General features: G+C 70.2%; 19 protein-coding genes and 2 pseudogenes. 12 read left to right on the plus strand and 9 right to left on the minus strand.

All coding sequences use genetic code 11. The features are described 5' to 3' along the window. Positions 1–79: 79 nt before the first annotated feature. Positions 80–250 (plus strand): hypothetical protein, encoded by a 171-nt coding sequence (locus ACZ69M_RS44305; protein WP_037652668.1) that lies wholly within the window; start codon positions 80–82, stop codon positions 248–250. A gap of 253 nt (positions 251–503) precedes the next feature. On the opposite strand, the gene ACZ69M_RS44310 is transcribed toward ACZ69M_RS44305, so the two are convergent. Further along, positions 504–1,358 (minus strand): NmrA/HSCARG family protein, encoded by an 855-nt coding sequence (locus tag ACZ69M_RS44310; protein WP_470059173.1) that lies wholly within the window; start codon positions 1,356–1,358, stop codon positions 504–506. A gap of 219 nt (positions 1,359–1,577) precedes the next feature. Between ACZ69M_RS44310 and ACZ69M_RS44315 the strand changes: the two genes are divergently transcribed. Then, complete coding sequence (locus tag ACZ69M_RS44315; protein WP_470059175.1) at positions 1,578–2,525, plus strand: DUF5996 family protein; 948 nt, start codon at positions 1,578–1,580, stop codon at positions 2,523–2,525. Between the two features lie 78 nt (positions 2,526–2,603). On the opposite strand, the pseudogene ACZ69M_RS44320 reads toward ACZ69M_RS44315, so the two are convergent. Next, positions 2,604–2,744 (minus strand): annotated as a pseudogene (locus tag ACZ69M_RS44320) (TMEM175 family protein); the annotation flags it as partial. 212 nt (positions 2,745–2,956) lie between these two features. Between ACZ69M_RS44320 and ACZ69M_RS44325 the strand changes: the two are divergent. Then, positions 2,957–3,343: a hypothetical protein gene (locus ACZ69M_RS44325; RefSeq protein ID WP_168515926.1), complete on the plus strand. Its 387-nt coding sequence runs from the start codon at positions 2,957–2,959 to the stop codon at positions 3,341–3,343. A gap of 112 nt (positions 3,344–3,455) precedes the next feature. On the opposite strand, the gene ACZ69M_RS44330 is transcribed toward ACZ69M_RS44325, so the two are convergent. Both ACZ69M_RS44330 and ACZ69M_RS44335 read right to left on the minus strand, forming a co-directional pair. Beyond that, positions 3,456–3,977 carry a hypothetical protein gene (locus tag ACZ69M_RS44330; protein WP_470059178.1) on the minus strand — a complete coding sequence of 174 codons (522 nt, stop codon included), beginning with the start codon at positions 3,975–3,977 and terminating at the stop codon, positions 3,456–3,458. A 66-nt stretch (positions 3,978–4,043) separates the two neighbouring features. Next, a complete protein-coding gene (locus ACZ69M_RS44335) occupies positions 4,044–4,172 on the minus strand; it encodes a hypothetical protein (RefSeq protein ID WP_470059179.1) in 129 nt (42 codons plus the stop codon). Between the two features lie 164 nt (positions 4,173–4,336). Here ACZ69M_RS44335 and ACZ69M_RS44340 point away from each other — a divergent pair, with 164 nt between their 5' ends. The 7 genes from ACZ69M_RS44340 (at position 4,337) to ACZ69M_RS44370 (ending at position 13,675) form a co-directional block, all read left to right on the plus strand. After that, the gene (locus ACZ69M_RS44340; RefSeq protein WP_470059181.1) at positions 4,337–4,741 is read left to right on the plus strand and encodes a hypothetical protein; all 405 of its coding nucleotides are present in this window, start codon (positions 4,337–4,339) and stop codon (positions 4,739–4,741) included. A gap of 244 nt (positions 4,742–4,985) precedes the next feature. Next, positions 4,986–6,029 carry a LacI family DNA-binding transcriptional regulator gene (locus tag ACZ69M_RS44345; protein ID WP_470059183.1) on the plus strand — a complete coding sequence of 348 codons (1,044 nt, stop codon included), beginning with the start codon at positions 4,986–4,988 and terminating at the stop codon, positions 6,027–6,029. A 374-nt stretch (positions 6,030–6,403) separates the two neighbouring features. Further along, the gene (locus ACZ69M_RS44350; protein ID WP_470059185.1) at positions 6,404–7,801 is read left to right on the plus strand and encodes an ABC transporter substrate-binding protein; all 1,398 of its coding nucleotides are present in this window, start codon (positions 6,404–6,406) and stop codon (positions 7,799–7,801) included. A 2-nt stretch (positions 7,802–7,803) separates the two neighbouring features. Further along, a complete protein-coding gene (locus ACZ69M_RS44355; RefSeq protein WP_470059187.1) occupies positions 7,804–8,739 on the plus strand; it encodes a carbohydrate ABC transporter permease in 936 nt (311 codons plus the stop codon). Further along, a complete protein-coding gene (locus tag ACZ69M_RS44360; RefSeq protein ID WP_470059189.1) occupies positions 8,736–9,671 on the plus strand; it encodes a carbohydrate ABC transporter permease in 936 nt (311 codons plus the stop codon). The genes ACZ69M_RS44355 and ACZ69M_RS44360 overlap by 4 nt, the downstream gene beginning before the upstream one ends. Before the next feature lie 36 nt (positions 9,672–9,707). Next, positions 9,708–11,855 (plus strand): beta-galactosidase, encoded by a 2,148-nt coding sequence (locus ACZ69M_RS44365; protein WP_470059191.1) that lies wholly within the window; start codon positions 9,708–9,710, stop codon positions 11,853–11,855. Between the two features lie 80 nt (positions 11,856–11,935). After that, entirely contained in the window at positions 11,936–13,675 is a 1,740-nt protein-coding gene (locus tag ACZ69M_RS44370) for an RICIN domain-containing protein (RefSeq protein WP_470059237.1), read from the plus strand. A 107-nt stretch (positions 13,676–13,782) separates the two neighbouring features. On the opposite strand, the gene ACZ69M_RS44375 is transcribed toward ACZ69M_RS44370, so the two are convergent. The 3 genes from ACZ69M_RS44375 to ACZ69M_RS44385 all read right to left on the minus strand — a co-directional run bounded on the left by ACZ69M_RS44375 (position 13,783) and on the right by ACZ69M_RS44385 (position 17,938). Next, on the minus strand, positions 13,783–14,502 hold the full coding sequence (locus ACZ69M_RS44375) for an SDR family oxidoreductase (protein WP_470059193.1): 720 nt from the start codon (positions 14,500–14,502) through the stop codon (positions 13,783–13,785). Next, positions 14,499–15,329 (minus strand): alpha/beta hydrolase, encoded by an 831-nt coding sequence (locus ACZ69M_RS44380; RefSeq protein ID WP_470059195.1) that lies wholly within the window; start codon positions 15,327–15,329, stop codon positions 14,499–14,501. Before ACZ69M_RS44380 ends, ACZ69M_RS44375 begins: the two co-directional genes overlap by 4 nt. A gap of 134 nt (positions 15,330–15,463) precedes the next feature. After that, positions 15,464–17,938, minus strand: a complete 2,475-nt coding sequence (locus ACZ69M_RS44385; protein ID WP_470059197.1) for a SpoIIE family protein phosphatase — start codon at positions 17,936–17,938, stop codon at positions 15,464–15,466. 368 nt (positions 17,939–18,306) lie between these two features. On the opposite strand from ACZ69M_RS44385, the gene ACZ69M_RS44390 reads away from it, so the two are divergent. Further along, complete coding sequence (locus ACZ69M_RS44390) at positions 18,307–19,122, plus strand: hypothetical protein (RefSeq protein WP_470059199.1); 816 nt, start codon at positions 18,307–18,309, stop codon at positions 19,120–19,122. A gap of 38 nt (positions 19,123–19,160) precedes the next feature. On the opposite strand, the gene ACZ69M_RS44395 is transcribed toward ACZ69M_RS44390, so the two are convergent. Beyond that, positions 19,161–19,310, minus strand: a complete 150-nt coding sequence (locus tag ACZ69M_RS44395) for a hypothetical protein (RefSeq protein WP_470059201.1) — start codon at positions 19,308–19,310, stop codon at positions 19,161–19,163. 157 nt (positions 19,311–19,467) lie between these two features. Beyond that, a pseudogene (locus ACZ69M_RS44400) lies at positions 19,468–19,995 on the minus strand (LLM class flavin-dependent oxidoreductase); the annotation flags it as partial. Positions 19,996–20,484: 489 nt separating this feature from the next. On the opposite strand from ACZ69M_RS44400, the gene ACZ69M_RS44405 reads away from it, so the two are divergent. After that, complete coding sequence (locus ACZ69M_RS44405; RefSeq protein WP_470059203.1) at positions 20,485–21,450, plus strand: sigma-70 family RNA polymerase sigma factor; 966 nt, start codon at positions 20,485–20,487, stop codon at positions 21,448–21,450. The last annotated feature ends 27 nt before the right edge of the window (positions 21,451–21,477 follow it).

The raw sequence follows: 21,477 nt of genomic DNA on the forward strand, positions 1-21,477 counted from the left end.
CGGAGGATAAGAAACCCATAAACTTCGGGTGCATGGCGGGGTGTTGCCGGGGAACTCGCTGCTTCGGAGGTTGATAACTATGGTTCCCCTGCTTCTCGTTCTTCTGCTTGCCCTGGTTCTCTTCGGCGCCGGTTTCGCGCTGAAGGCTCTGTGGATCGTGGCCGTGATCGTGCTGGCCGTGTGGCTGCTGGGTTTCGTCATGCGTTCCGCCGGAACCGGCGGCGGCCGTGGCCGTTGGTACCGCTGGTAGCGAACGGCACTCCCACCCCCTGGTGCGGTGCGGCCCCGGACGTCAACGTCCGGGGCCGCACCGCACGCATGTGACTCTTGCGTGAAAATGCCGGCGCCGAGGCGCGGGTGGCGGGGGAGCGGGGCAGGAGAACGGTGTGGCCGGGAGGCCCGCTGTGCGCGCCCGGAACCGCGCACCTCCAACACGGCGGACTTCCCGGGCACACCCAGAGCGTCTGCTGACGGTGGCTTCCAGCGGACCGGCAGGACCGTGGTCACGGTGTCGTTGCGAAGGCGTTTTCGGCCCAGTCGGCGAACGACGTCCAGCGCAGACGGGGACGGGCGGCGTGCAGCGCCGGCAGGTCGACGCGGTAGCCGGGACCACGCAGGAACGCCCACATCGCTCGCATGTCGTCGTTGCCGATCTCGTCGAGCTGTACTTCGTTGGGGCGGACGGTCACACCGACTGCCGTGCTCAACGCGGCCGCCATGTCATCGGGCGTGGGGGCGTCGCCGGCCAGCTCGATGCGCTGCCCGGCGAACGCGTCGGGCGCGGCGAGGACGGCGGCGGCGAACTCGCCCAGATCGGGGCGTGCCAGTTGCTGCAGCGGACGGTCCGGTGGCAGGGGCAGATCGAGCACCCCCTGGCGGATCCGGTCCTCGCCGCCGAGGGCGTTGTCGAAGAAGTAGGTGGGCCCCAGGATCGTGTAGGGCACCTCGCCTGCGGCCAGTTCCCGCTCGATGACGGCCTTGGTCTCGAAGTGCGGCACGCCCGTGTCCTGGTCGGCACCTGCCACGGAGCTGAAGACCAGGTGTGGCACACGGGCCTGACGGGCGGCGGCGAGAATGGTCCGGCCCTGTGCGATCTCGGCGGCCGGTCCTGACTCGAAGGGCGTGGTCATCGCGAACACACCGGCTGTGCCCCGCATGGCGGAGGCCAGGGACTCGCGGTCCATGAGGTCTCCGCCCACCACCTCGGCGCCGCGCGCGGCCAGGTTGCGGGCCGCAGCGGATCGGGGGTTGCGGACCAGGCCACGGACGGCGGCGCCGCGGGACAGCAACGCGCTGACGACGGCGCCGCCCTGCCCCCCGGTCGCCCCGAGAACCAGTACCGACTGGTCGACATTCATGACGAAAGCTCCTTCCGGTCGGCCCCGGAGGGCCTTGCCGCGGGTGGGACCGAGCCGCGGGATCACTCCTTGCGATGCGGGCGCACGGCTGCCCGTGGAGCATGCAAGTGTCCCGGGCCGGTGGCCGGTGAGGCGCGCCGGGGGCCTGCCGGGTTGCCTGAATCCCCGGCGGAGGGCAGCGTGGTCGGTGTCGGCCGGCTGTCCCGGGAGGAGTGTGCTGTGGCCGTGATCTCCGATGGGGCGTCGCGGACGACGTGGCCGCGGCTGCGCGTCGCCGACTGGACCGAGACCCGGGACACACTGCACATGTGGACCCAGATCGTCGGCAAGATCCGGCTGGCCCACGCGCCCCTGGTCAATCACTGGTGGCAGGTCACCTTCTATGTCAGCCCGCGCGGCCTCACCACGTCGGCGATCCCCTACCGCTCAGGGGTCTTCGACATCGAGTTCGACTTCCTCGACCATCAGCTGCGTATCCGCGGCAGCGACGGCGCCCACCGCAGCGTGGCCCTGGAGCCGAGGCCGGTGGCCGACTTCTACCGCGAGACGATGCGGGCCCTGAGCGAGCTGGGAATCGAGACAAAGATCCAGGCGTCTCCCAACGAGGTGGACCCGGCGATCCCCTTCGGCGAAGACCACCGGCACACTTCCTACGACCCGGGGGCCGCCCAGCTCTTCTGGCGGCAGCTGCTGCAGGCCAACCGGGTGCTGGGGGACTTCCGCTCGTACTTCGTCGGCAAGGTGAGCCCGGTGCACTTCTTCTGGGGCGGCATGGACCTGGCCTGCACGAGGTTCTCCGGACGGGCGGCGCCGCCGTATTCCGGCAGCGCCCCGCACTGCGGTGACTGGGTGATGGTGGAGGGCTACTCCCGCGAGTTGAGCAGCTGTGGCTTCTGGCCCGGCGGCGGTGAAGAGGGAGCCTTCTACGCGTACGCCTATCCCGAGCCGGGCGGCTTCGCCGGCCACCCGGTCACCCCGGCCGACGCGTTCTACAGCTCTGACTTCGGCCAGTTCCTCCTGCCGTACGAGGCGGTGCGCGGCGCGGCCGACCCGGACCGGGCAGTGGCCGGATTCCTGCACACGACCTACGAGGCCGCCGCGGAGCACGGCGGCTGGGACCGGGCGGCTCTGGAAGAGGACCCGAACCGGTGGCGACAGCACCGGTAGAGGGACGGGCGCGCGCGGGGTGGGCGCGTTCTCGGCATGCGGCCGGACGGTTCGTGTCCGCTGCGGGATTGCGGGCGGGCGGATCTCCAGGACGAGCAGCGTGATGGCGATGGCGATGACGCCGTCGCTGAACGCGACCACCCGGGCGGGATCGCGCTCCACACCGAACGACGTCGCCCCTCCTCCCGGTCTGTCCGGTCCGTGAACAGGTTCTGTCATCGCCCCGGCCTCCGGCACCGCCCGCTCCCGCAACCCCGGAGCGTTTCCCCCGAAGACGGCCCAGGCCGCGCCCCGCACGGGGGTCACGATTCCACCAGGATCGAAGTGATCGACCTGGGCGGCCCGTGCTCGGCATAGTGGCCGCAGCACACCGTGCCTCGACGCACCTTGATCCGGTCACCGCTCGGTGACACGACAACGCGGGGGAATGCATGCGTGCTCACAGGAAGATCGGCGCGGCGCTGGCGACAGCGGCGCTGGCCGTCGGGTTCGGCGCGGTGGCGGCTCCGTCAGCCGATGCCGCCGCGGGCTGCTGGACCAACGACGGCGGCATCAGGTGGTACTGCAACAACGTGTCGGGCGCGCCCGTCTACGGCATCATCGGCAACAACCACTCCTACCCCGACCCCGGCAAGATCGTCGGCTACATGTACTCCAACCCGAGCTGGTTCTACTGCAAGGAGGACGGCCAGGCCTGGGTCGGCGGACCGCACCCGACCCGCTGGCTGATGACCGTCGCCGACAACGGTCAGCTGGGATTCATGAAGGACACCGCGATCTACAGCGAGACCGACCCGGTGCTGGACTGCTACCGCTAGGTCCTAGCGGGTCATCGCGTGGAGTTCAGGCCCTGACGGGACAGGTGTCAGGGCCTGCCATGTCATGTCGTGCCCGATCATGCCGTCTCCTCCGCGGGAAGGCAGGGCGAGTTCAGGCGTCCGGGCGGGCCGGCTGCCCGCTGCTGCCGGCGGCGGCCTTGGCGGGGGGCCACTGCGCCAACGAGATCATCCCCATCACCCGGCGGATGAGGTAGAAGGCCAGCGGCAGTTCGACACACGCCGCGAGCAACGCCGACAGCCACACCCCCGGGGTGCCGAAAGCGAGCGACACGTCGAACCACGCGTCGCAGACCAACAGCACCGCCGTCGCGGTCGCCGACACGATCACAGCGCGGTGCCGCAGCCACCCGAGCAGCGCCGTGGCCGCCATCGCGACCATGAGCAGGGCGTCGAATCCGACCCACGTCACGCGCCACTGGCGGACCTCGTACACGGACGGCAGCGTCATCGCCAGCAGGACCGTCCAGGGGACAAGGCCGAGGGCGCAGACGGTGAGCAGCTCCAGGGTGTGGCGCCGGTGCCGGCGTATCCGCTCGGGCAGATCGGCCGGATCGGGCAGACCGGCCGCCGGTGCCGCGGCTCCTTCCTGGGTGCTGGCTTGGGCGTCGCTCACGTCGGCTGCTCCGTTCTCGTCCGTCCCGGGCGGACAGCGGCGGGGTGCTCCGCCGGCATCGGGCGGTCAGGTGCCGGTGATGATCCGGCCCGGAACTGCCAGGCTAGCCCGCACCCGTTCCGCCCCGGCTCCGGGCCCCTTGATGTGCCGCTTGATGTGCCGCGCGTCCGCAGCGGAGCTGCCGTCGTCCGTCAAGTCCCGAGTTCTCCTGCCACGCATTCCAGGGGCATGACTCCTTTCGTCCGCCGGTGCCTAATAGAGATGCGGGCCGGTTCAGCAGAAGCTGGCCCTCACCGAATGGCCGCGAATTGTCAGGACTGTTCGGAAACCCTGATTATTTCTCACGGAGGAGAATTCCCATGACCCGCACTTCCCGTACTCAGCGCCTTGTGATGCTTGCCGCCTCGACCGCCCTGGCGGCAGGAGGCGCGCTGATGCCCTCCAGCGCTTTCGCCGCCCCGGCGACGCCGCACACCGCGCCCGTGGCCGCGGTCACGGCAAGCCACCAGGGTCACCAGGCCGCCGAGATCGCGGGGCTGGTCAAGAACAGTACGACCACCACCACCAAAACGACGGTCAAGAAGGAACTGACCATCGACGGCCTCAAGATCACCACGATCACCAAGAAGACCAAAATAACCAAGAATTCCAAGGGTGTCGTGATCAAGAAGGTCATCACGATGACCAAGAATGTCAAGTTCATCAAAACCGGTGAAAACAACGGCAACAACAATAACAACAACGGCAACAACGGCAATGAATAGCAGCCGCTAGGGCCGGGCTGAAGAACGTCGTCCCCGGCGGTGCGGGGTACGCGGTGGGAGCCGCGTACCCCGCACCGCCATGCCGGACACCGGCCGCACCGGCGCCCGGCTCCGGACGGCAGAGATGTTGCGCGAAGTCTTGACGCGCCCCGCCCCGTTGCGTAGATATGACAGCGCAGTCATGACAGCGCAGTCATACAGCGGACCGGGGCTAGGATGCGGCTGCCGAAGATCGGGAGACACCATGACACCAGGAGCAGGACGCGGCGCGGGAGCCGCGCCGCGCAGTGTGGATGTGGCGCGCCTGGCGGGTGTGTCGCAGAAGACGGTGTCCCGGGTCATGAACGACGAGCCGTACGTCTCGGCGGACGTGCGCCGCCGCGTCCTGGCGGCGGCCGAGGAACTCGGTTACCGCTCGAACAACGCGGCCCGCGCCCTGGCCTCCGGACGCACCCGGTCCATCGGTGTGGTGACGCTCGGCACCGCCCTGTACGGTCCGGCCTCGCTGCTCATGGGTGTCGAGCGTGCCGTGCGGGACACCGGCTACGCACTGCGTGTGGTCAACACCATGGAAGGCGAGAGGGCGGGCATCGCCGGGGCCGTGGACTCGCTCCTGGACCAGGGCGTGGACGGCATCGTCATCTCCGAGCCGATCGACGAGGCGGACGGCGCGGACCTGTCCGCACGGGTCGACGTGCCGGTCCTCGTCCTCGGCGCACCCCCGCCCTTCGCCGCCCCCCATGTGGTGACGGCCGGCATCGTCTCCAGCCAGATGGCGCGGGCGGCCACCGAGCACCTGCTGGAGCTGGGCCACACCACCGTCCACCACCTGGCGGGTCCACAGCGCTGGTACTCCGCCCGGGACCGCCTCGACGGATGGCGCGAGGCGCTCGCCGCGCACGGCCGGGCCGAGCCGCCGGTCGCCGAGGGCGACTGGTCGGCCGCCTCCGGCTACGCGGCCGGCCGTGGACTTCTCGCAGGCCCCGGTGTGACCGCGGTGTTCGCCGCCAACGACGACATGGCCATCGGCCTGATCCGCGCGCTGACGGAAGCCGGGCGGCGCGTGCCGCAGGACGTCAGCGTGGTCGGCTTCGACGACATCCCGGTCGCCGCCTACGTGACCCCGCCGCTGACCACGGTGCGTCAGCCGTTCGACGCCATGGCGCAGGACGGCCTGAAGCTCCTCGTGCACGCCATCGACAACCCGCAGGCCGACCCGCTGCCGATGACCGACCCGCCGGTCGAACTCGTCGTCCGCGCCTCGTCCGCGCCCCCGCCGCCCCGCTAGCCCCCGGGCCACCGGGGTCTCCCTCACCGACGGAGGTCCGCCCCCACCAGAGCCATCCACCGCCTCCGGCGTTGCCCCAAGCCAGCCCAGCCCAGCTCAGCTCAGCCCAAGCCAGCCCAGCCCAGCTCAGCTCAGCCCAAGCCGGCTCAGCCCGGCCCAGTTCCTCAGCAGTACCCACTGCCGCTCCCCGGGCCCCGATCAGGCCCCGCACCGGCCGCCGTTTCCTCTCGCGCCCTCCCCGGCGCGACCTCTGACAGGCCCGCCCTCCCGGCCCCGCCCGTCACGCCACACCGTGCCTGACACCACCCGGATCCAGCTTCAGCACGCCGTCGCCCGGTGTGCCGGTCCCCAACACCCTCCAGCGGGAGTTCACCATGTCCGGACCCTTCTCCAGCCCCTCCTCCAGCCCGTCACCCCTCAGCCGCCGGGGCCTCCTCGCCGCCACGGGCGCGCTGTCGCTGGCCGCCACCCTGTCCGCCTGCGGCGGCGACGGCGGCTCCGCCGCCGGTTCCTCCGCCAAGCCGGTCGGCCAGGCCGACATCGACAAGGCCATGAAGACCCCGGCCCAACTGACGTTCTGGACCTGGGTCCCGAACATCGACAAGGAGGTCGCGCTCTTCGAGAAGAAGTACCCGGCCGTCAAGGTCAAGGTCGTCAACGCCGGTCAGGGCACACCGGAGTACACCAAACTGCGCACCGCGCTGAAGGCCGGCAGCGGCGCCCCGGACATGGTGCAGATCGAATACCAGGCCATCCCGACGTTCACCCTCACCGACAGCCTGCTGGACCTGCGCCCGTACGGCGCCTCCGCGCTCAAGTCCACCTTCGTCGACTGGACCTGGGGGCAGGTCTCCGGCAGCGGCGGCGAGATCTGGGCGATCCCCCAGGACACCGGCCCGATGGGCATGCTCTACCGCAAGGACATCTTCGACCGGCACGGCATCCAGGTCCCCACCACCTGGGACGAGTTCGCCGCCGCGGCCCGCAGGCTCCACAAGGCCGACCCCGGCATCTACCTCACCAACCTCGCCGCCAACCAGGTCGCCGCCTGGCACGGCCTGCTCTGGCAGGCGGGCGCCAAGCCGTACGTGACCTCCGGCAAGAGCGACATCACCATCAGCGTCGACGACACGGTCTCCCGGAAACTCGGCCAGTACTGGGGCGCCCTCGCCAAGGAAGGCGTGATCGGCGTCGAGCCGGACTTCACCGACTCCTGGTACGCCGCCCTCAACAAGGGCAAGTACGCCACCTGGCTCACCGGCGCCTGGGGCCCGGCCTTCCTGTCCGGCTCCGCCAAGGCCACCGCGGGCACATGGCGCGCGGCCCCGCTGCCGCAGTGGGACGCCGCCAAGCCCAGCGCGGGCAACTGGGGCGGCTCGACCACCGCGGTCATCCGCTCCACCAAGAACCCCATCCAGGCGGCGGTGTTCGCGCAGTTCCTCAACAGCGACCCCGCCAGCGCCAGGATGTTCGCCACCGAACAGTTCTTCTTCCCGGCGACCAAGACCCTGCTCGCGGACGCGAGTTTCCTCGGGGACACGCCCGCCTTCTACGGAGGCCAGAAGGTCAACCAGGTCTTCGCGGACATCAGCACCCAGGTCAACCCCTCCTTCCAGTGGCCGCCGTTCCTCGACCGGGTCGCCACCGACTGGACCGAGACCGTCGGCAAGTCCCTCGCCGACAAGTCAGACACCGTCCGCGCCCTCGGTTCGTGGCAGTCGCGCATCACGACCTTCGCCAAGGGCCAGGGCTTCACGGTCGAGGGAGGCTGACGATGGCCACCACCACAGCGGCCACCACCACAGCGCCCGCCCGCACCAGCCGCACGAAGTCCCCGCCCCGCCCGCGCCACGGCACCGCAGGAGCCCTGTTCATCGCCCCGTTCATGGCGCTGTTCCTGCTCCTCTTCCTCGCCCCGCTCGGCTACGCCGCCTACCTGAGCCTCTTCCAGGAGAAACTCATCGGCGGCTCGGCGTTCGTCGGCCTGGACAACTACGTCACCGCCCTCAAAGACCCCCTCCTCCTCAAGGGCATCGGCCGCGTCGCGCTGTTCTTCGTCATCCAGGTCCCCGTGATGCTCCTGCTGGCCCTGTTCTTCGCCCTCGCCCTGGACAGCGGCCTGCTGCGCCTCGCCCGGGTGATCCGCCTCGGCATCTTCGTCCCGTACGCCGTCCCCAGCGTGATCGCCACCCTCATGTGGGGCTACCTCTACGGCCCCGACTTCGGCCCCTTCGCCCAGATCAGCCGCCATCTCCACCTGCCGGCCCCGCACTTCCTCAGCGACAGCTGGATGCTCGGCAGCCTCGCGAACATCGTGACCTGGGAGTTCGTCGGCTACAACATGATCATCCTGTACGCCGCCCTGCGCACCATCCCCGCCGAGCTGTACGAGGCGGCCGCCATGGACGGCGCCGGCGCCTGGCGCATCGCCTGGTCGGTCAAACTCCCCGCGCTGCGCCCGGCGCTGACCCTCACCCTGCTGTTCTCGGTGATCGGCAGCTTCCAGCTGTTCAACGAACCGAGCCTGCTGATGAAGGTCGCACCGGACGTCATCGACAGCTCCTACACCGCCAACCTCTACGCCTACTCCGTCGCCTTCATCAGCCAGCAGACCAACTACGCGGCCACGGTGTCCTTCATCCTCGGCCTGGTCATCGTGATCGTGTCGTACGCCTTCCTGCTCACCGCGAACCGCAGGAGGACCGCATGACCACCGTGACGCCCACCGCCTCAACCACCGCGGCGGCCAAGCGCGTTCCCGCCCGGACCCGCCCGCCGCGCCGTTCATCGGCGCACCGCCGCAGCACCCCGCTCACCATCGCCATGCTGGCCGCCCTGGCCTACTTCCTGCTGCCGCTGTTCTGGCTGCTGATCGCCTCCACCAAGAGCACCCAGGACCTGTTCAACAGCTTCGGCCTGTGGTTCTCCCACGCCCCGCAGCTGCTGTCGAACATCAAGGCCACCTTCACCCAGGACGACGGCGTCTTCGGGCGCTGGCTGCTCAACACGGTCCTGTACGCCGGGGCCAGCGCACTGGGCGCCGCGCTGCTCGCGGCGGCGGCCGGATACGGCTTCGCCAAGTACCGCTTCCGCGGCCACGGCGCGGCCTTCAACCTCGTCCTCGGCGCGATCATGATCCCGACCACCGCGCTGGCGATCCCCACCTACCTCCTCTTCGCCAAGGCAGGCCTGGTCAACACCCCCTGGGCCGTCATCCTGCCCTCCCTCATCAGCCCCTTCGGCCTCTACCTCATGCGGATCTACGCCGAGGACGCCGTCCCCGACAGCCTCATCGAGGCCGCCCGCATGGACGGCGCCGGAGAACTCCGGATCTTCCTCACCATCGCGCTGCGGCTGCTGGCCCCCGGCCTGGTGACCGTCATCCTCTTCACGCTCGTCGCCACCTGGAACAACTACTTCCTGCCGCTGATCATGCTCAACGACCCGGACCTGTACCCCATCACCGTCGGGCTGTCCCGCTGGGCCGACCAGGCGCAGAACGGCGGCGCCGGAGCCAGCAGCGACATGCTCGCCCTCGTCGTGACCGGCTCCCTCATCTCGATCGTCCCGCTCGTCCTGGCCTTCCTGATGCTCCAGCGGTACTGGCAGAGCGGCCTGGCCACCGGCGGCGTCAAGCAGTAGCACCCCCAACACCCCCTGCTCCCTGGAGGTTTGTCCATGGCGGACCTGCCCGCCCGCGTGCTGTTCGGCGCTGCCTACTACCACGAGTACCACCCCGCCTACGGCCCGGACCCGCGGCCCGACGAACAGCTCAAGACCGACCTCGACCTGATGGCCGACGCGCACTTCACCGTCATCCGGGTCGGCGAGTCGGTCTGGTCGACCTGGGAACCCGAGAACGGCCGGTTCGCACTCGACTGGCTCCAGCCGGTGCTGGACGGCGCCCACGAACGCGGCATCTCCGTCATCCTCGGCACCCCCACGTACGCCGTACCGCCGTGGCTGGCCCGCCAGTACCCGGAGATCACCGGCGAGCGGCGCACCGGCGAACGCATCGGCTGGGGCGCCCGCCAGGAAGCGGACTTCACCCACCCCGCCTTCCGCTTCCACGCCGAGCGGATCATCCGCAAGATCGTCGCCCGGTACGCCGGCCACCCGGCCGTCATCGGCTTCCAGGTCGACAACGAACCGGGCCTGGAGCTCTTCCACAACCACGGCGTCTTCCAGCGCTTCAGCGACCACCTGCGCGCCAAGTACGGCGACGTCGAGACCCTCAACCGCGAATGGGGCCTGGTCTACTGGTCCCACCGCCTGTCCACCTGGGCCGACCTGTGGACGCCCGACGGCAACGTGCAGCCCCAGTACGACGTCGCCTGGCGGGAGTTCCAGGCCCGCCAGTGCACCGAGTTCATCGGCTGGCAGGCCGACCTCGTCCGCGAGTACGCCCGCCCCGGGCAGTTCGTCACCACCTGCATCTCCTACACCCGCCCCGCCGTGGAGGACGACGAGCTCACCGACCGCCTCGACATCGCCACCGGCAACCCCTACTACGCCATGCAGGACGGCCTGCTCCTGCCCGACCCGACACCGGACGGCCACGAGCAGAAGTGGCAGAGCACCGGCGTCTGGTCGCTGTACCAGACCGCCGACTGGATGTTCTCCTCCCGGCAGGAACCGTTCCTGGTCACCGAGACCAACGCCTCCTCCATCGGCTACGCCTGGGACAACCGCCCCGCCTACGACGGCCAGTGGCGCCAGGCCGCCTGGGCCCTCGTCGGCCGCGGGGCCCGCATGATCGAGTACTGGCAGTGGCAGACCCTGCGCTTCGGCGCGGAAACCTACTGGGGCGGCGTCCTGCCGCACAGCGGCCGGCCGGGCCGCACCTACGCCGAACTGGCCCGGCTGGGGGAGGAGTTCGAGACCGCAGGACCGCTCGTCGCGGGCCTCGAACCCGACGCCGACATCACGATCGTCTACTCCACCCCCAGCAAGTGGCTGATGCAGAAGCACCCGCCCCTCGCGACCCCCGACGGCGCACCGGACCCGGCCGCCTACCACCGCATCCTCGACCCCTTCTACCGCGGCGCCTTCGACGCCGGACGGCAGGTCCGCATCGTCCACGCCCGCCAGCTGCACGACCCGCGCGGCCGGCGCGACGGCATGGCCCCCGGCGAGGCCGCCCGCCGCCACCCCGTCCTCGTCGTCCCCGCCCTCTACCTCGCCGAGGACACCACCCTCGACTGGCTCGCCGCCTACGCCCACGCCGGCGGCCATCTGGTCCTGGGCCCCCGCACGGGCTACGCCGACCACGAGGCCCGGGCCCGGCACGAGGCGGCCCCCGCCCGTCTCACCGGCGCCGCGGGAGTGACGTACGACGAATTCAGCAACCTCACCCACGCCCTCCCGGTCCGCGCCGCACCCGACAGCCCCCTCCCGTTGCCGCGGACCGCGACGGCGACCCACTGGGCCGACGGCCTCACCGTCACCGACGCCGACGTCCTCGCCACCTACGAGCACCCGCACTTCGGCCGCTTTCCCGCCCTCACCACCCGCCGCCACGGCGAAGGCCGCGTCACCTGTGTCGGCACCGTGCCCGGCCGCGACCTCGCCCGGGCACTGGCCGCCTGGATGGCACCGGCCCGCCGCAGCGCGTGGCAGGACCTGCCGGCGTCCGTCACCGCGACGACCGGCACAGCGCCCGACGGCCGCCGCGTCCACATCGTCCACAACTGGAGCTGGCAGCCCGCGAGCGTCCACGCTCCGGTGAACCTCGCCGACGCCCTGAACGGCACCCCCCTTCCCGCGGGCACCGTGCTGGACCTCAGCCCGTGGGACGTACGCGTCCTCGTCTCCCCGAAGGAGTAGCCGTGCAAGCTGTGCAGGCAAGACGAGCGGCAAAGGCACTGGGTACGTTCCTCGCGGCAGCCGCGATACTGGCGATCCCCATGACCACCGGTGCGCAGGCGTACAACCCGACGGGCGGGATCCTCTACCAGCTCGGCAGCGAACCGTGCCTGAAGGGGCGCGGCAACTGCGCCGTCTACCCGAAGTCGGCGCAACTGCCGAGCGGACGCCTGGTCGCGTCGTTCGAGAAGTCCACCGTCGTCCCGGCGACGGGCAGCGCCGACAGGCAGACCCTTCCGGTCTACAGGAGCGACGACCACGCAACGACCTGGCAGCCGCTGTCGGAAGTCAAGGCTCCCGCGTACCTCTCCAGCGACCCCCAGTACGCCAAGTACACGAGCAACTGGACGAATCCGTACCTCTACACGCTCCCGCAGGACGTCGGGAACCTGAAGCAGGGCACGCTCCTCCTGGCGAGTGTCGTGTCGGGCGACGACCAGTACTACCGTGAGCACAAGGCGGCCGACCCCCACTGGACGCCCTCCAGTGACGGCGACCGCGGCGACCTCGCCATCGCGCTGTACTCCAGCACCGACGAGGGCGCGACGTGGAAGGTCGTCAACGTCATCGCGACCGGCGGCCGGCAGGGCGGCAGCGCGGGAGCGATCGGCCAGAACATCGCCGCCGCCAACACACACCGGCAGGTGGACCCCGTCTGGGAGCCGTACCTGATGGTCTACCAGGGCCGACTCGTCTGCTACTACTCCGACGAGAACGACTACACCGGCTTCAGCGCGACCACCGGCGTCCCGGCCCCGGACCCCGCCAACACCACCGCCACCGACTCGCACGGCCAGATCCTCGCCCACAAGACCTGGGACGGGCGCGGTGCGCAGTGGAGCGCCCCCGTCGTCGACATCGCGGGCCTGACCCAGAGCACGGGAGGCGGCGGGACGGAGATCGGCGGCGGACGGCCGGGCATGGCGAACGTCGTGCGCACCGCGGACGGCAAGTGGCTGCTCACCTTCGAGTACTGGGGCGGCGGAGCCAACACCAGATATGTGATCGCCGACAACCCGCTGCAGTTCTACCGCGGTTCCCCGACCGGCGAAGCCGTCACCTCACTGCCGGTCGACACCGGCTCCCGGCCGCTCGCGACGGGTGGCAGCCCGGTCGTCATCAGGCTTCCCGGGGGACGCCTGGTCTACAACGCGGCCGGCAGCGGCAACGTGTGGGTCAACGAGAGCGGACGCAGCGACGGCGTCTGGAAGGAGTACCAGATGACCTCGAAGGCCGGCTACAGCCGCAGCCTGCAGTACGTCGACGGCACGGGCCGTATCGCGATCCTCAACAACCAGGGCACCTCGACGATCGCCTACGCCGAGACCGACCTCGGTCAATCGGGTGGCGCCTACTACCAGTTGGTGAACCGCAGGACCGGCCAGGTGATCGGCACCGGGAACAAGACCAACGACGCGAACATCGGCAACGCGGACGTCCCCGACGTCGTCCTGGAGGACCCCGGCTCCGCGGCGAACCCGGACACCCAGTACTGGCACGTGGTGACCGAGCCGAACGGCGGCGTGAGCCTGCTGAACAAGTCCGGTGGCCGCGCGGCGGCCGTCTGGACCGGCAACGCGACGGCCGGGCAGCGGATCGGCCAGTGGGTCGACAACAGCGCCACCGGCAGCTGGAACCTCGTCAAGACCACCGACGGGTTCTACCGGCTCCAGTCGGTCAGGAACACGGACCTGTACCTGACCGGCCCGTCCGACGGCGCGCCGCTCACCTTGCAGAACGCGCTCACGGACGGCTCGCAGGACTGGGAACTCGTCCGGTAGCCGCCTCACACAGGCCCGCCGAGAGGCCCCGCCGCCTGCCGGCGGGGCCTCAGGGGGGTGGTCCAGGTGCGCAACAGCGCCGATCCGCCCTGCCGTGTCAGCCGTTCTCAGGCGCTGTTGCGGCCGATGCTCGCACCGCCGTCGACGCGCAGGATCTGGCCGGTGATGAAACCCGCCTTCTCGGAGAGCAGGAAGGCGATGGCGGCTGCGAGCTCGTCCGGGCGCCCGAACCTTCTCATGGGAACAGCCGCCAGGTAGTCGGCGGCTCCGGCCGATCCGGGCGGGTTGCTCTGCCGGAACAGCTCGGTCTCGGTGGGACCCGGGGCGACGGCGTTGACGGTGATCCCGTGTGCGGCAAGCTCTCCGGCCCAGCCTCGCGTCAAGAACTCCATGGCGGCCTTGGCCGCACCGTAGGACGTTCGATCGGGCCACCCGAGGGTGACCAGGCTGGTGACGTTCACCACGCGGCCCCAGGACCGTTCGAGCATGCCGGGCAGGACGGCCTGGACGATCTGGAGCGCGGTGCGCACGTTCATGTCGAGAACCGCGTCGAGGTCGGACAGCGCGACCTCGCCGACGGGCGCGGGCCGCACCAGCCCCACATTGTTGACCACGGCGTCGACCGGTCCCGCGCCCGTCACTTCGGCCAGGACCTGACCGGTGGCCGCACGGTCGGCAAGGTCGGCTTCGTGGAACTCGCCGGGAAAGGACTGCGGCGCGCTGCGGGCGATGCCCACGGGGGTATGGCCTTCTTCTGCCAGCTGCTCGGCGAGGGCGCGGCCGATGCCTTTGGACGCGCCCGTGACGAGTACTCGTCTGCGGGTCATGATTCACTCCTTGCCGCGCTGATCCGCGCGTCGCTTGTGTGGGCGAGTGCCCAGCCGAGGGCGTGATCGGCGATTTCCTGCCAGCCGTCCTGGGCGGGCATCAGGTGGGACCGGCCGGGGAACACGGTGACCTCGGTGGTGGTGCCGTCGGCCTTGTAGTGCTTGGCGTTGGACCGCTGCACCTTGGGCGGCATGAGGTGGTCGTGCTCGCCGGAGCAGAAGAGCAGGGGCGCCCGGCCGGCGTTGTGGTAGTCGACGTAGGTGTCGGTGTGTCCGGGGTGGACGTTGGCCAGGGCGCTGCCCCACACGATGCCGCCCGGTGCGGGGATGTGGTAGCGCTCGTAGGCCGCTCGGGCCTGGTCCTCGGGGAAGGTGTTGGTGAAGGCGTAGCGCCAGTGGCCGTAGTCGAAACCGACGGCGCGGTGGCGGTTGGCCGGGTTCTTCAGCACCGGAAAGGTGGACCGGACCTGGGACAGCGGTACGACAGCCACGCCCTCGGTGGGTGCGGAGTTGAGCACCACCCCGGCGGCACCGAAGCCGCGGTCGAGCAGGATCTGGGTGAACGCGCCGCCGGCCGAGTGCCCCATGATGACCGGCGGCCGGTCCAGCCCGGTGAGGATCTTCTCCAGGGCGGAGATGATGGCGGGGACGGTCACGGTCTCGATGGGGGCCGGGTCGGCGTTGAGGGCCTCGACCTCCACCTCGAAGCCGGGGTAGGGCGGGGCGATGACACGGAAGCCCTTGTTCTCGTAGTGGGCGATCCAGTTCTCCCAGGCCCGCGGCGTCACCCAGAAGCCGTGGACGAGGACGATGGTGTCGGGTTGCATCAGTGTGCTCCTTAGCGGGTGGACCGATGGCCGGTCGGGCGGACCGACGGCCGGTCGGACGTGGGACCGATGGAGGTCCGGAGGTGTGCCGGACGTCCCCGCGAAGCCCGCTTCGCGAGGCCGGCGGGTTCGCCTCAGGCAGCCGCCGACCGGGGGCCGGATGCGTGGGGGAGGTCTTGTTCGGCCCAGACGACCTTGCCCCCCGGTACCGGGCGGGAGCCCCACCTGCGGGACAGGTTGGTGACGAGGAAGAGGCCGCGGCCGTTCTCGTCCATGCTGCGTGCGCGGCGCGGACGCGGGGTGCAGGGGCCGGCGTCGGACACTTCGCAGGTCAGGACCTGGTGCCGGATGAGCCGTAGCTCGATCTGTCCGGTGCCGTGGCGGACGGCGTTGGTGACGAGTTCGCTGACGATCAGTCTCGTGGCGTCCTGAAGACCCTGCAGGCCCCATTCCGTCAGTTGCCGTGCTGCCAGAATGCGGGCACTGCTGACGGCGGACTGGCCACCGGGCAGCCTCCAGGAGGCAACCCGGGCCGGGCTGAGGCAGCGGGTGCGGACCAGGAGGAGTGTGACGTCGTCGCACGGTGCCTGGTCCGGAAGGGACTGCGTCGCGATGTCGCAGAGGTCTTCCAGGGACCGGCCCGGTTGCGCGAGGACGGTGCCCAGCCGGCGCATTCCCTCTTCGATGTCGTGGTCGCGGGTCTCGATCAGGCCGTCGGTGTACAGGGCGAGGACACTTCCCTCGGCCAGTTCCAGTTCCACGGATTCGGGGGGATCCCCCAGCCCGATGCCCAAGGGGGCTCCCGGGGGGAGGTCGAGATACGTGACCTGTCCCTGCGGGTCGATGACCACGGGCGGGGGATGCCCGGCCCGCGCCATGGTGCACCGGCGGGTGGCCGGGTCGTAGACGGCGTACAGGCAGGTGGCGCCCATCACCGCGGGGGTCTGGTCCGGGGTGTCGGCGTCTTCCTCGCCCAGTCGTTGGACCGTGTCGTCGAGGTGGGCCAGCAGTTCGTCGGGGGGCAGTTCCATGGTGGCGAGGGTGTGGACGGCGGTGCGGAGCCTGCCCATGGTCGCGGCGGCGTGGAGGCCGTGTCCGATCACGTCGCCGACGACGAGCGCCACCCGTGCGCCGGACAGCGGGATCACATCGAACCAGTCGCCGCCGACACCGTGGTCCAGGTCCGCGGGCAGGTAGCGCGACGCCGCCTCGACCGCTGTGCCGCCGGTCAGCCGGCGGGGCAGCAGATGGCGTTGCAGTGTGAGGGCGGCGGTGTGTTTGCGAGCGTACTGACGGGCGTTGTTCAACGACTGCGCGGCGCGGCCGACGAGCTCTTCGGCCAGGAGGAGATCGACCTCCTGGAACGGCACGGGATCCTCTGTGCGGACGAACAGCGCCACGCCCAGCAGGGAGCACCGTGCACGGATGGGTACGATCATGATCGAGTGCACGCCGTGCTCGCGGACCCCGTGCGCCAGTTCCGGCACCTCGTCGACCCATGCGCTCGAGGCGGCGTCCACGACCGGTTCCAGGAGGGACTTCCCGGCACGCAGGACGTCGGCCAAGGGGGAGACCGGCGGCACGAACACCGGCTCGCCGCACCCCCATCGGGATTCCGGGACCCCCTGGAGGATCGAGGCCAGACCGGCACGTCGCAGACCGGGCAGGTGCTTGCCCGTCGCGCCGATGCGGACCGGGGGCCCCTCCCCGCACGAGATCGACTGCTCCAGGTCCACGGCGACGTGGTCGGCGAGCAACGGCACGGCCAGGTCGGCCAGTTCCTGGCTGGCCTGCGTCACATCCAGGGTGCTGCCCAGATGCGTACTGGCCTGGCTGAGGGCGGCGAGGTGCTCACGCGTCCGCCGGCTCGCGGTGACGTCGGCGCCGATGACGCACACCCCCAGCGCTCGGCCGTCGGCGCCCTGGAGGCACTGGAACGAGGCCGCGAACTGGTGCTCCGGGCCCTGGCTCGTCGGCAGCCACGTCCGGTACTCGTGGATCTTGGGCGCACCGTTTTGGAGAACCTGCCGCATCACCGCCTCGATCGTCTCGGCATTGGCACCGGGCAGTACCTCGGTGAACCGGCGTCCGAGACGCCGGTCACGGGGAAGGCCGTCGTAGCTCTCGGCAACGTCGTTCACGTAGGTGGACCGCAGCTGCCGGTCACGAATGCCGACACCGATCGGCGCGCGGGCGAGAAGCGGTCCCCGCACCGATCGGTCTATCGCGTCCCCGGACTGCGGGAGGGCGTCGGTCACGGACGCGAGCCATCGCGCTGTCCCGTCCTGACCGTGCAACATCGTGAGCCGTACGGCGGCGTCGAGTACGCGGCCGTCCCGGTGGCGCACTACCATCGTCCCTGACCACCCGTTTTCGGCACGGCACCGCTCGACGAACGCTGCCGTCGTCGCTTCCTCGAAGGACGGCAGCACAAGTGCGGCGGACCGGCCCACGACGTCCCCGGCGCGGAATCCGACGAGCCGTTCGGCGGTGTGTGTCCATGCGGTGACCGTCCCCTGCTCGTCGAGCAGCGCGATGGCCGTATCGGATATATCAGACACGTTCAGCTGTTTGCCGAGTGTCACTGTGTCGATACTGATCGTGGTCATCAAGTGCTGTCCTCAGAGGTCCGGGAAGGTCGGCGGTACGAGGCGTTAGCGGAATGCCCCTTTTCGCACCGAATGACCGGATAGCGATCGGATTTGTGACAGCGCTGCGGCCGTGACCGATACAGCCCCCGTCATCCAGGCCGTCGCAGGGCCGCCCGCCAGGAGAAACTCCAAGCCGCCGGCTGACCCGCCCGTCTCCGGCGACCTCCGCGCGCACCTCGAACGATTGCGCCGATCACCCATCACGACCACTTCGGCCTGCGGCGCGGCAGACCGGGCGATCGCATTCCCGCCCGGCCTGAAGGCCGGGATTCCCTGCGAAGAACAAGGAGTGGCACCGGAGGCCTTCAGGCGACAAGACTGCACGCGTGAACACCCTGCCGCCGTTGCCCGGCCCGCTCCCTCTGCCAGTACCGGACCCGCGCGCCCACGACGTCGTTGTCGACTATGCGGGCATGCACGCCGTGGTCGCCGACCTGGTGCTGCCCGGCGACGCGTCGATGTACGTGATGAGCGCGATGGAAACCTCCCGCGAGCTCATCCGGCACTCCTACTACCGGTACGAGTTCGCCACCGTCGCCGTCACGCACTCCCTGCTCGCCCTGGAGCACGTCCTTGCCGAGCGCCTGGCCGTCACCAAGCCACTCCAGGACCTGATCGAGCGGGCCGTCGACGCAGGGCTCATCACGGCCGAACTCGCCGCCGGACTCGACCACGGCCGACTGCTGCGCGACAAGCTCACGCAGGGCGCCGTGACAAGCGCCGCCCTCGGCCCCGCCAGGGCCACCGACATGGTGCGTGCCGTCTTCGACGCTGTTTCCCTGCTCCTTCGCCCATCGGCCGTGGCAGAAGCGACAGCCGCCGGCACGAGCGGAGCACAGCCCGAAGACCAACTCGCCCGGCTGCGGGAGGAACACCGGCGCGCGCCGTTCCCCGCAAGCTTCCGCGGCGTCGACATCGCGGGCGTGAGCCTGGTCCTCCTGGACGCCGACGGCTATGGCCTCGTCCAGAGGGAGCTGAACGGCGGACTCGACGACCGTGGCATCGCCATCCTCTGGGCGTGCATCGCCGACCTTGACAAGACCGTGCCCCTGATCAACGAGGAGTACTGCGCCGCCTACTTCGCGAGACTTCGAACGATGGCCGGACTGGCGGCAGCGCGCTACCTCCCCACCGCGACCTGACCGCCGGCCTCGAACCGAGCGGGGCGCCGTTCCTGGGCTCAGGCCAGCCGGCCCAGCGCTGTTGCCAGCGGTTCCAGCACAGCGGGGGTGCAGGGCGGCGGCAGGTGGACGATGACAAGCTCCGCACCGGCCTCGCCGAGCTCGGCGGCGGTGGCCGCCGTCGCGGCCGGATCCCCGCTGAACCGCACCTGGCTCGACAGCAGGATCTCCGCCGGGTCCCGGCGGACGTCGGCGCAGTGCTGGTGAAGTACGTCGCGCGCGCGGATGAACTGCCCGACCGTGCCGCTGTCGAAGTTCCAGTGCTGTGCGAAACGGGCGGCGGTGCGCAGTGCGCCTCTCGCCGCTGCCGCCGATGCACAGCGGCGGGTGCGGCCGCTGCACGGGCTTGGGGTTGCAGCGGGCGCCGGTCAGTTCGTAGTAGCTGCCTTTGAACGTCGTGGTCTCCCGGCTGAGCAGACCGGTGATGACCTCGCACGCCTCTTCGAACCGGTCGCTGCGCTCCTTCGGGGTGCCCAGCTCGATGCCGTAGGCACGGGACTCCTCCTGGTTCCAGCCGGTCCCGAGGCCGAGCTCCAGCCGGCCGCCGGACACGACGTCGAGCGTTGCCGCCATGTTGGCCAGCACCGCGGGATGCCGGTAGTGGATGCCAGTGACCAGCGTGCCCATCCGCAGCCGGCTGGTCGCCTGCGCCAGCGCGGTCAGCGTGATCCAGCCCTCCAGACGGGGGAGGGCCGGGTCGGCGCTGTGCGTCGGGTGGAAGTGGTCGGAGGTCCAGCCGGACTCGAATATCCCGATGTCGTCGGCGGCCCGCCACACCTGGAGCATGGCGTCCCAAGTCGTACTCTGCGGCGACGTCTTGAAGGCAAAGCGCATGCGGCCACGCTAGTGCGAGGCACGTTCTTCCCCGGACCGAGCGGTCCAGCCGGTTCGGGAGTTCTGGCGCCTGCTGTGTCAGTCGCCGATGCGATGATCCCCGCACACGACGGCAAAGGAGGCCCCTCTCGGGCAGCGGGGACATCGGGCCCTTCGGCAACGGCGTCAGGGGAATCGGGCTCGTGCGCAGCGCGATGACCCGTGCACCCTTCTCCGTCTCGCCAGCCGTAGTGCGAAGCGCCCCACGCCGCCCGCCGCGCCGCCTGGGCTTGCGCAACGGGCATCACTGGCAGTGGTGTGGTTTGCGTCGGGTCCCCCATCGGCCCTCGTGGCCAACGAATCCGCAGTTCCGGCACGCGAGCCAGGCCTGTGAGACCCGGTTCGCCCTGTCGGTGTGCCCGCACTCGGCGCCGGCGCGTGAGGTGTACGCCGGCGGTGCGGAGGTTCAATAGGGTCCTCGGTGAGGGACGCAGCGGGAGGGAGCTGGGTGTGGCGACCACGACGGAGGACTTCGACCGCCAACTCGAGCCCTACCGACCGGAGCTGCTCGCCCACTGTTACCGGATGCTCGGCTCGGTTCACGACGCCGAAGACCTGGTGCAGGAGACCTGTCTGCGGGCTTGGCGGGCGCGGGCCCGTTACGACCGAACCCGTGGGTCGCTGCGGACGTGGCTGTACCAGATCGCGACCAACGCCTGCCTGAATGCCCTGGAGAGCCGCAGCCGCAGACCGCTGCCGTCAGGGATGGTCGCGGAAAGCGATCCGCTCCGGTCGTTCGTCCACGGCGGCGAGGTCACCTGGCTGCAGCCGATGCCCGACGCGCTGCTGCACCTGGGGGACCCGGTCGGCGCAGCCGTCGACCGGGGCAGCCTGCGCTTGGCGTTCGTCGCCGCGCTGCAGCATCTCTCGGCACGCCAGCGTGCCGCGTTGATCCTGCGCGAGGTGCTCGCCTTCTCGGCGGCCGAGACCGCGGACGTGCTCGGTACGTCGGTCGCTTCGGTCAACAGTTCGCTGCAGCGGGCGCGTGCACGCCTGAACGAAGCAGGCGTCCGGGAGGACAGTGTCGCGGAGCCCTCACAGACGGAACAGCGGGCCTGCGTCGAGCGCTACATGAAGGCATTCGAGAAGGCGGACATCGAAGGAATCAAGAAGCTCCTCGCCGACGATGTCCTCATGGAGATGCCTCCGATGCTCAACTGGTTCGTCGGCCGCGACAATTACGCCCGGTTCATGGGCTGGGTCTTCGCGAAGGCCGGCAGCAGCTGGCGTCTCGACCCGATTGCGGCGAACGGCCAGCCGGGCTTCGCGGCCTATCGACGCGGCGACAGCGGCGCGTTCGAGTTGCACACCCTGCAGGTGTTCACCGTCACGAACGCCGGCATCAGCAGGACCACCGTGTTCCAGGACATCGAGGTCTTTGCGGCGTTCGGCCTGGACACCAAGAGCGAATCCTGAGGGCTGCTCCGCGGGCCCCTGCCGATG

The sequence above is a fragment of the Streptomyces sp. NPDC107454 genome (assembly GCF_055582885.1).

Bases quoted from the DNA above. Each gene is read 5' to 3' on its own strand.
- ACZ69M_RS44360 (WP_470059189.1), top strand. From the start codon at position 8,736: ATGACCACCGTGACGCCCACCGCCTCAACCACCGCGGCGGCCAAGCGC.
- ACZ69M_RS44370 (WP_470059237.1), top strand. From the start codon at position 11,936: ATGACCACCGGTGCGCAGGCGTACAACCCGACGGGCGGGATCCTCTAC.
- ACZ69M_RS44355 (WP_470059187.1), top strand. From the start codon at position 7,804: ATGGCCACCACCACAGCGGCCACCACCACAGCGCCCGCCCGCACCAGC.
- ACZ69M_RS44380 (WP_470059195.1), bottom strand. From the start codon at position 15,329: ATGCAACCCGACACCATCGTCCTCGTCCACGGCTTCTGGGTGACGCCG.
- ACZ69M_RS44340 (WP_470059181.1), top strand. From the start codon at position 4,337: ATGACCCGCACTTCCCGTACTCAGCGCCTTGTGATGCTTGCCGCCTCG.
- ACZ69M_RS44365 (WP_470059191.1), top strand. From the start codon at position 9,708: ATGGCGGACCTGCCCGCCCGCGTGCTGTTCGGCGCTGCCTACTACCAC.
- ACZ69M_RS44310 (WP_470059173.1), bottom strand. From the start codon at position 1,358: ATGAATGTCGACCAGTCGGTACTGGTTCTCGGGGCGACCGGGGGGCAG.
- ACZ69M_RS44350 (WP_470059185.1), top strand. From the start codon at position 6,404: ATGTCCGGACCCTTCTCCAGCCCCTCCTCCAGCCCGTCACCCCTCAGC.
- ACZ69M_RS44385 (WP_470059197.1), bottom strand. From the start codon at position 17,938: ATGACCACGATCAGTATCGACACAGTGACACTCGGCAAACAGCTGAAC.
- ACZ69M_RS44375 (WP_470059193.1), bottom strand. From the start codon at position 14,502: ATGACCCGCAGACGAGTACTCGTCACGGGCGCGTCCAAAGGCATCGGC.
- ACZ69M_RS44305 (WP_037652668.1), top strand. From the start codon at position 80: ATGGTTCCCCTGCTTCTCGTTCTTCTGCTTGCCCTGGTTCTCTTCGGC.
- ACZ69M_RS44345 (WP_470059183.1), top strand. From the start codon at position 4,986: ATGACACCAGGAGCAGGACGCGGCGCGGGAGCCGCGCCGCGCAGTGTG.
- ACZ69M_RS44325 (WP_168515926.1), top strand. From the start codon at position 2,957: ATGCGTGCTCACAGGAAGATCGGCGCGGCGCTGGCGACAGCGGCGCTG.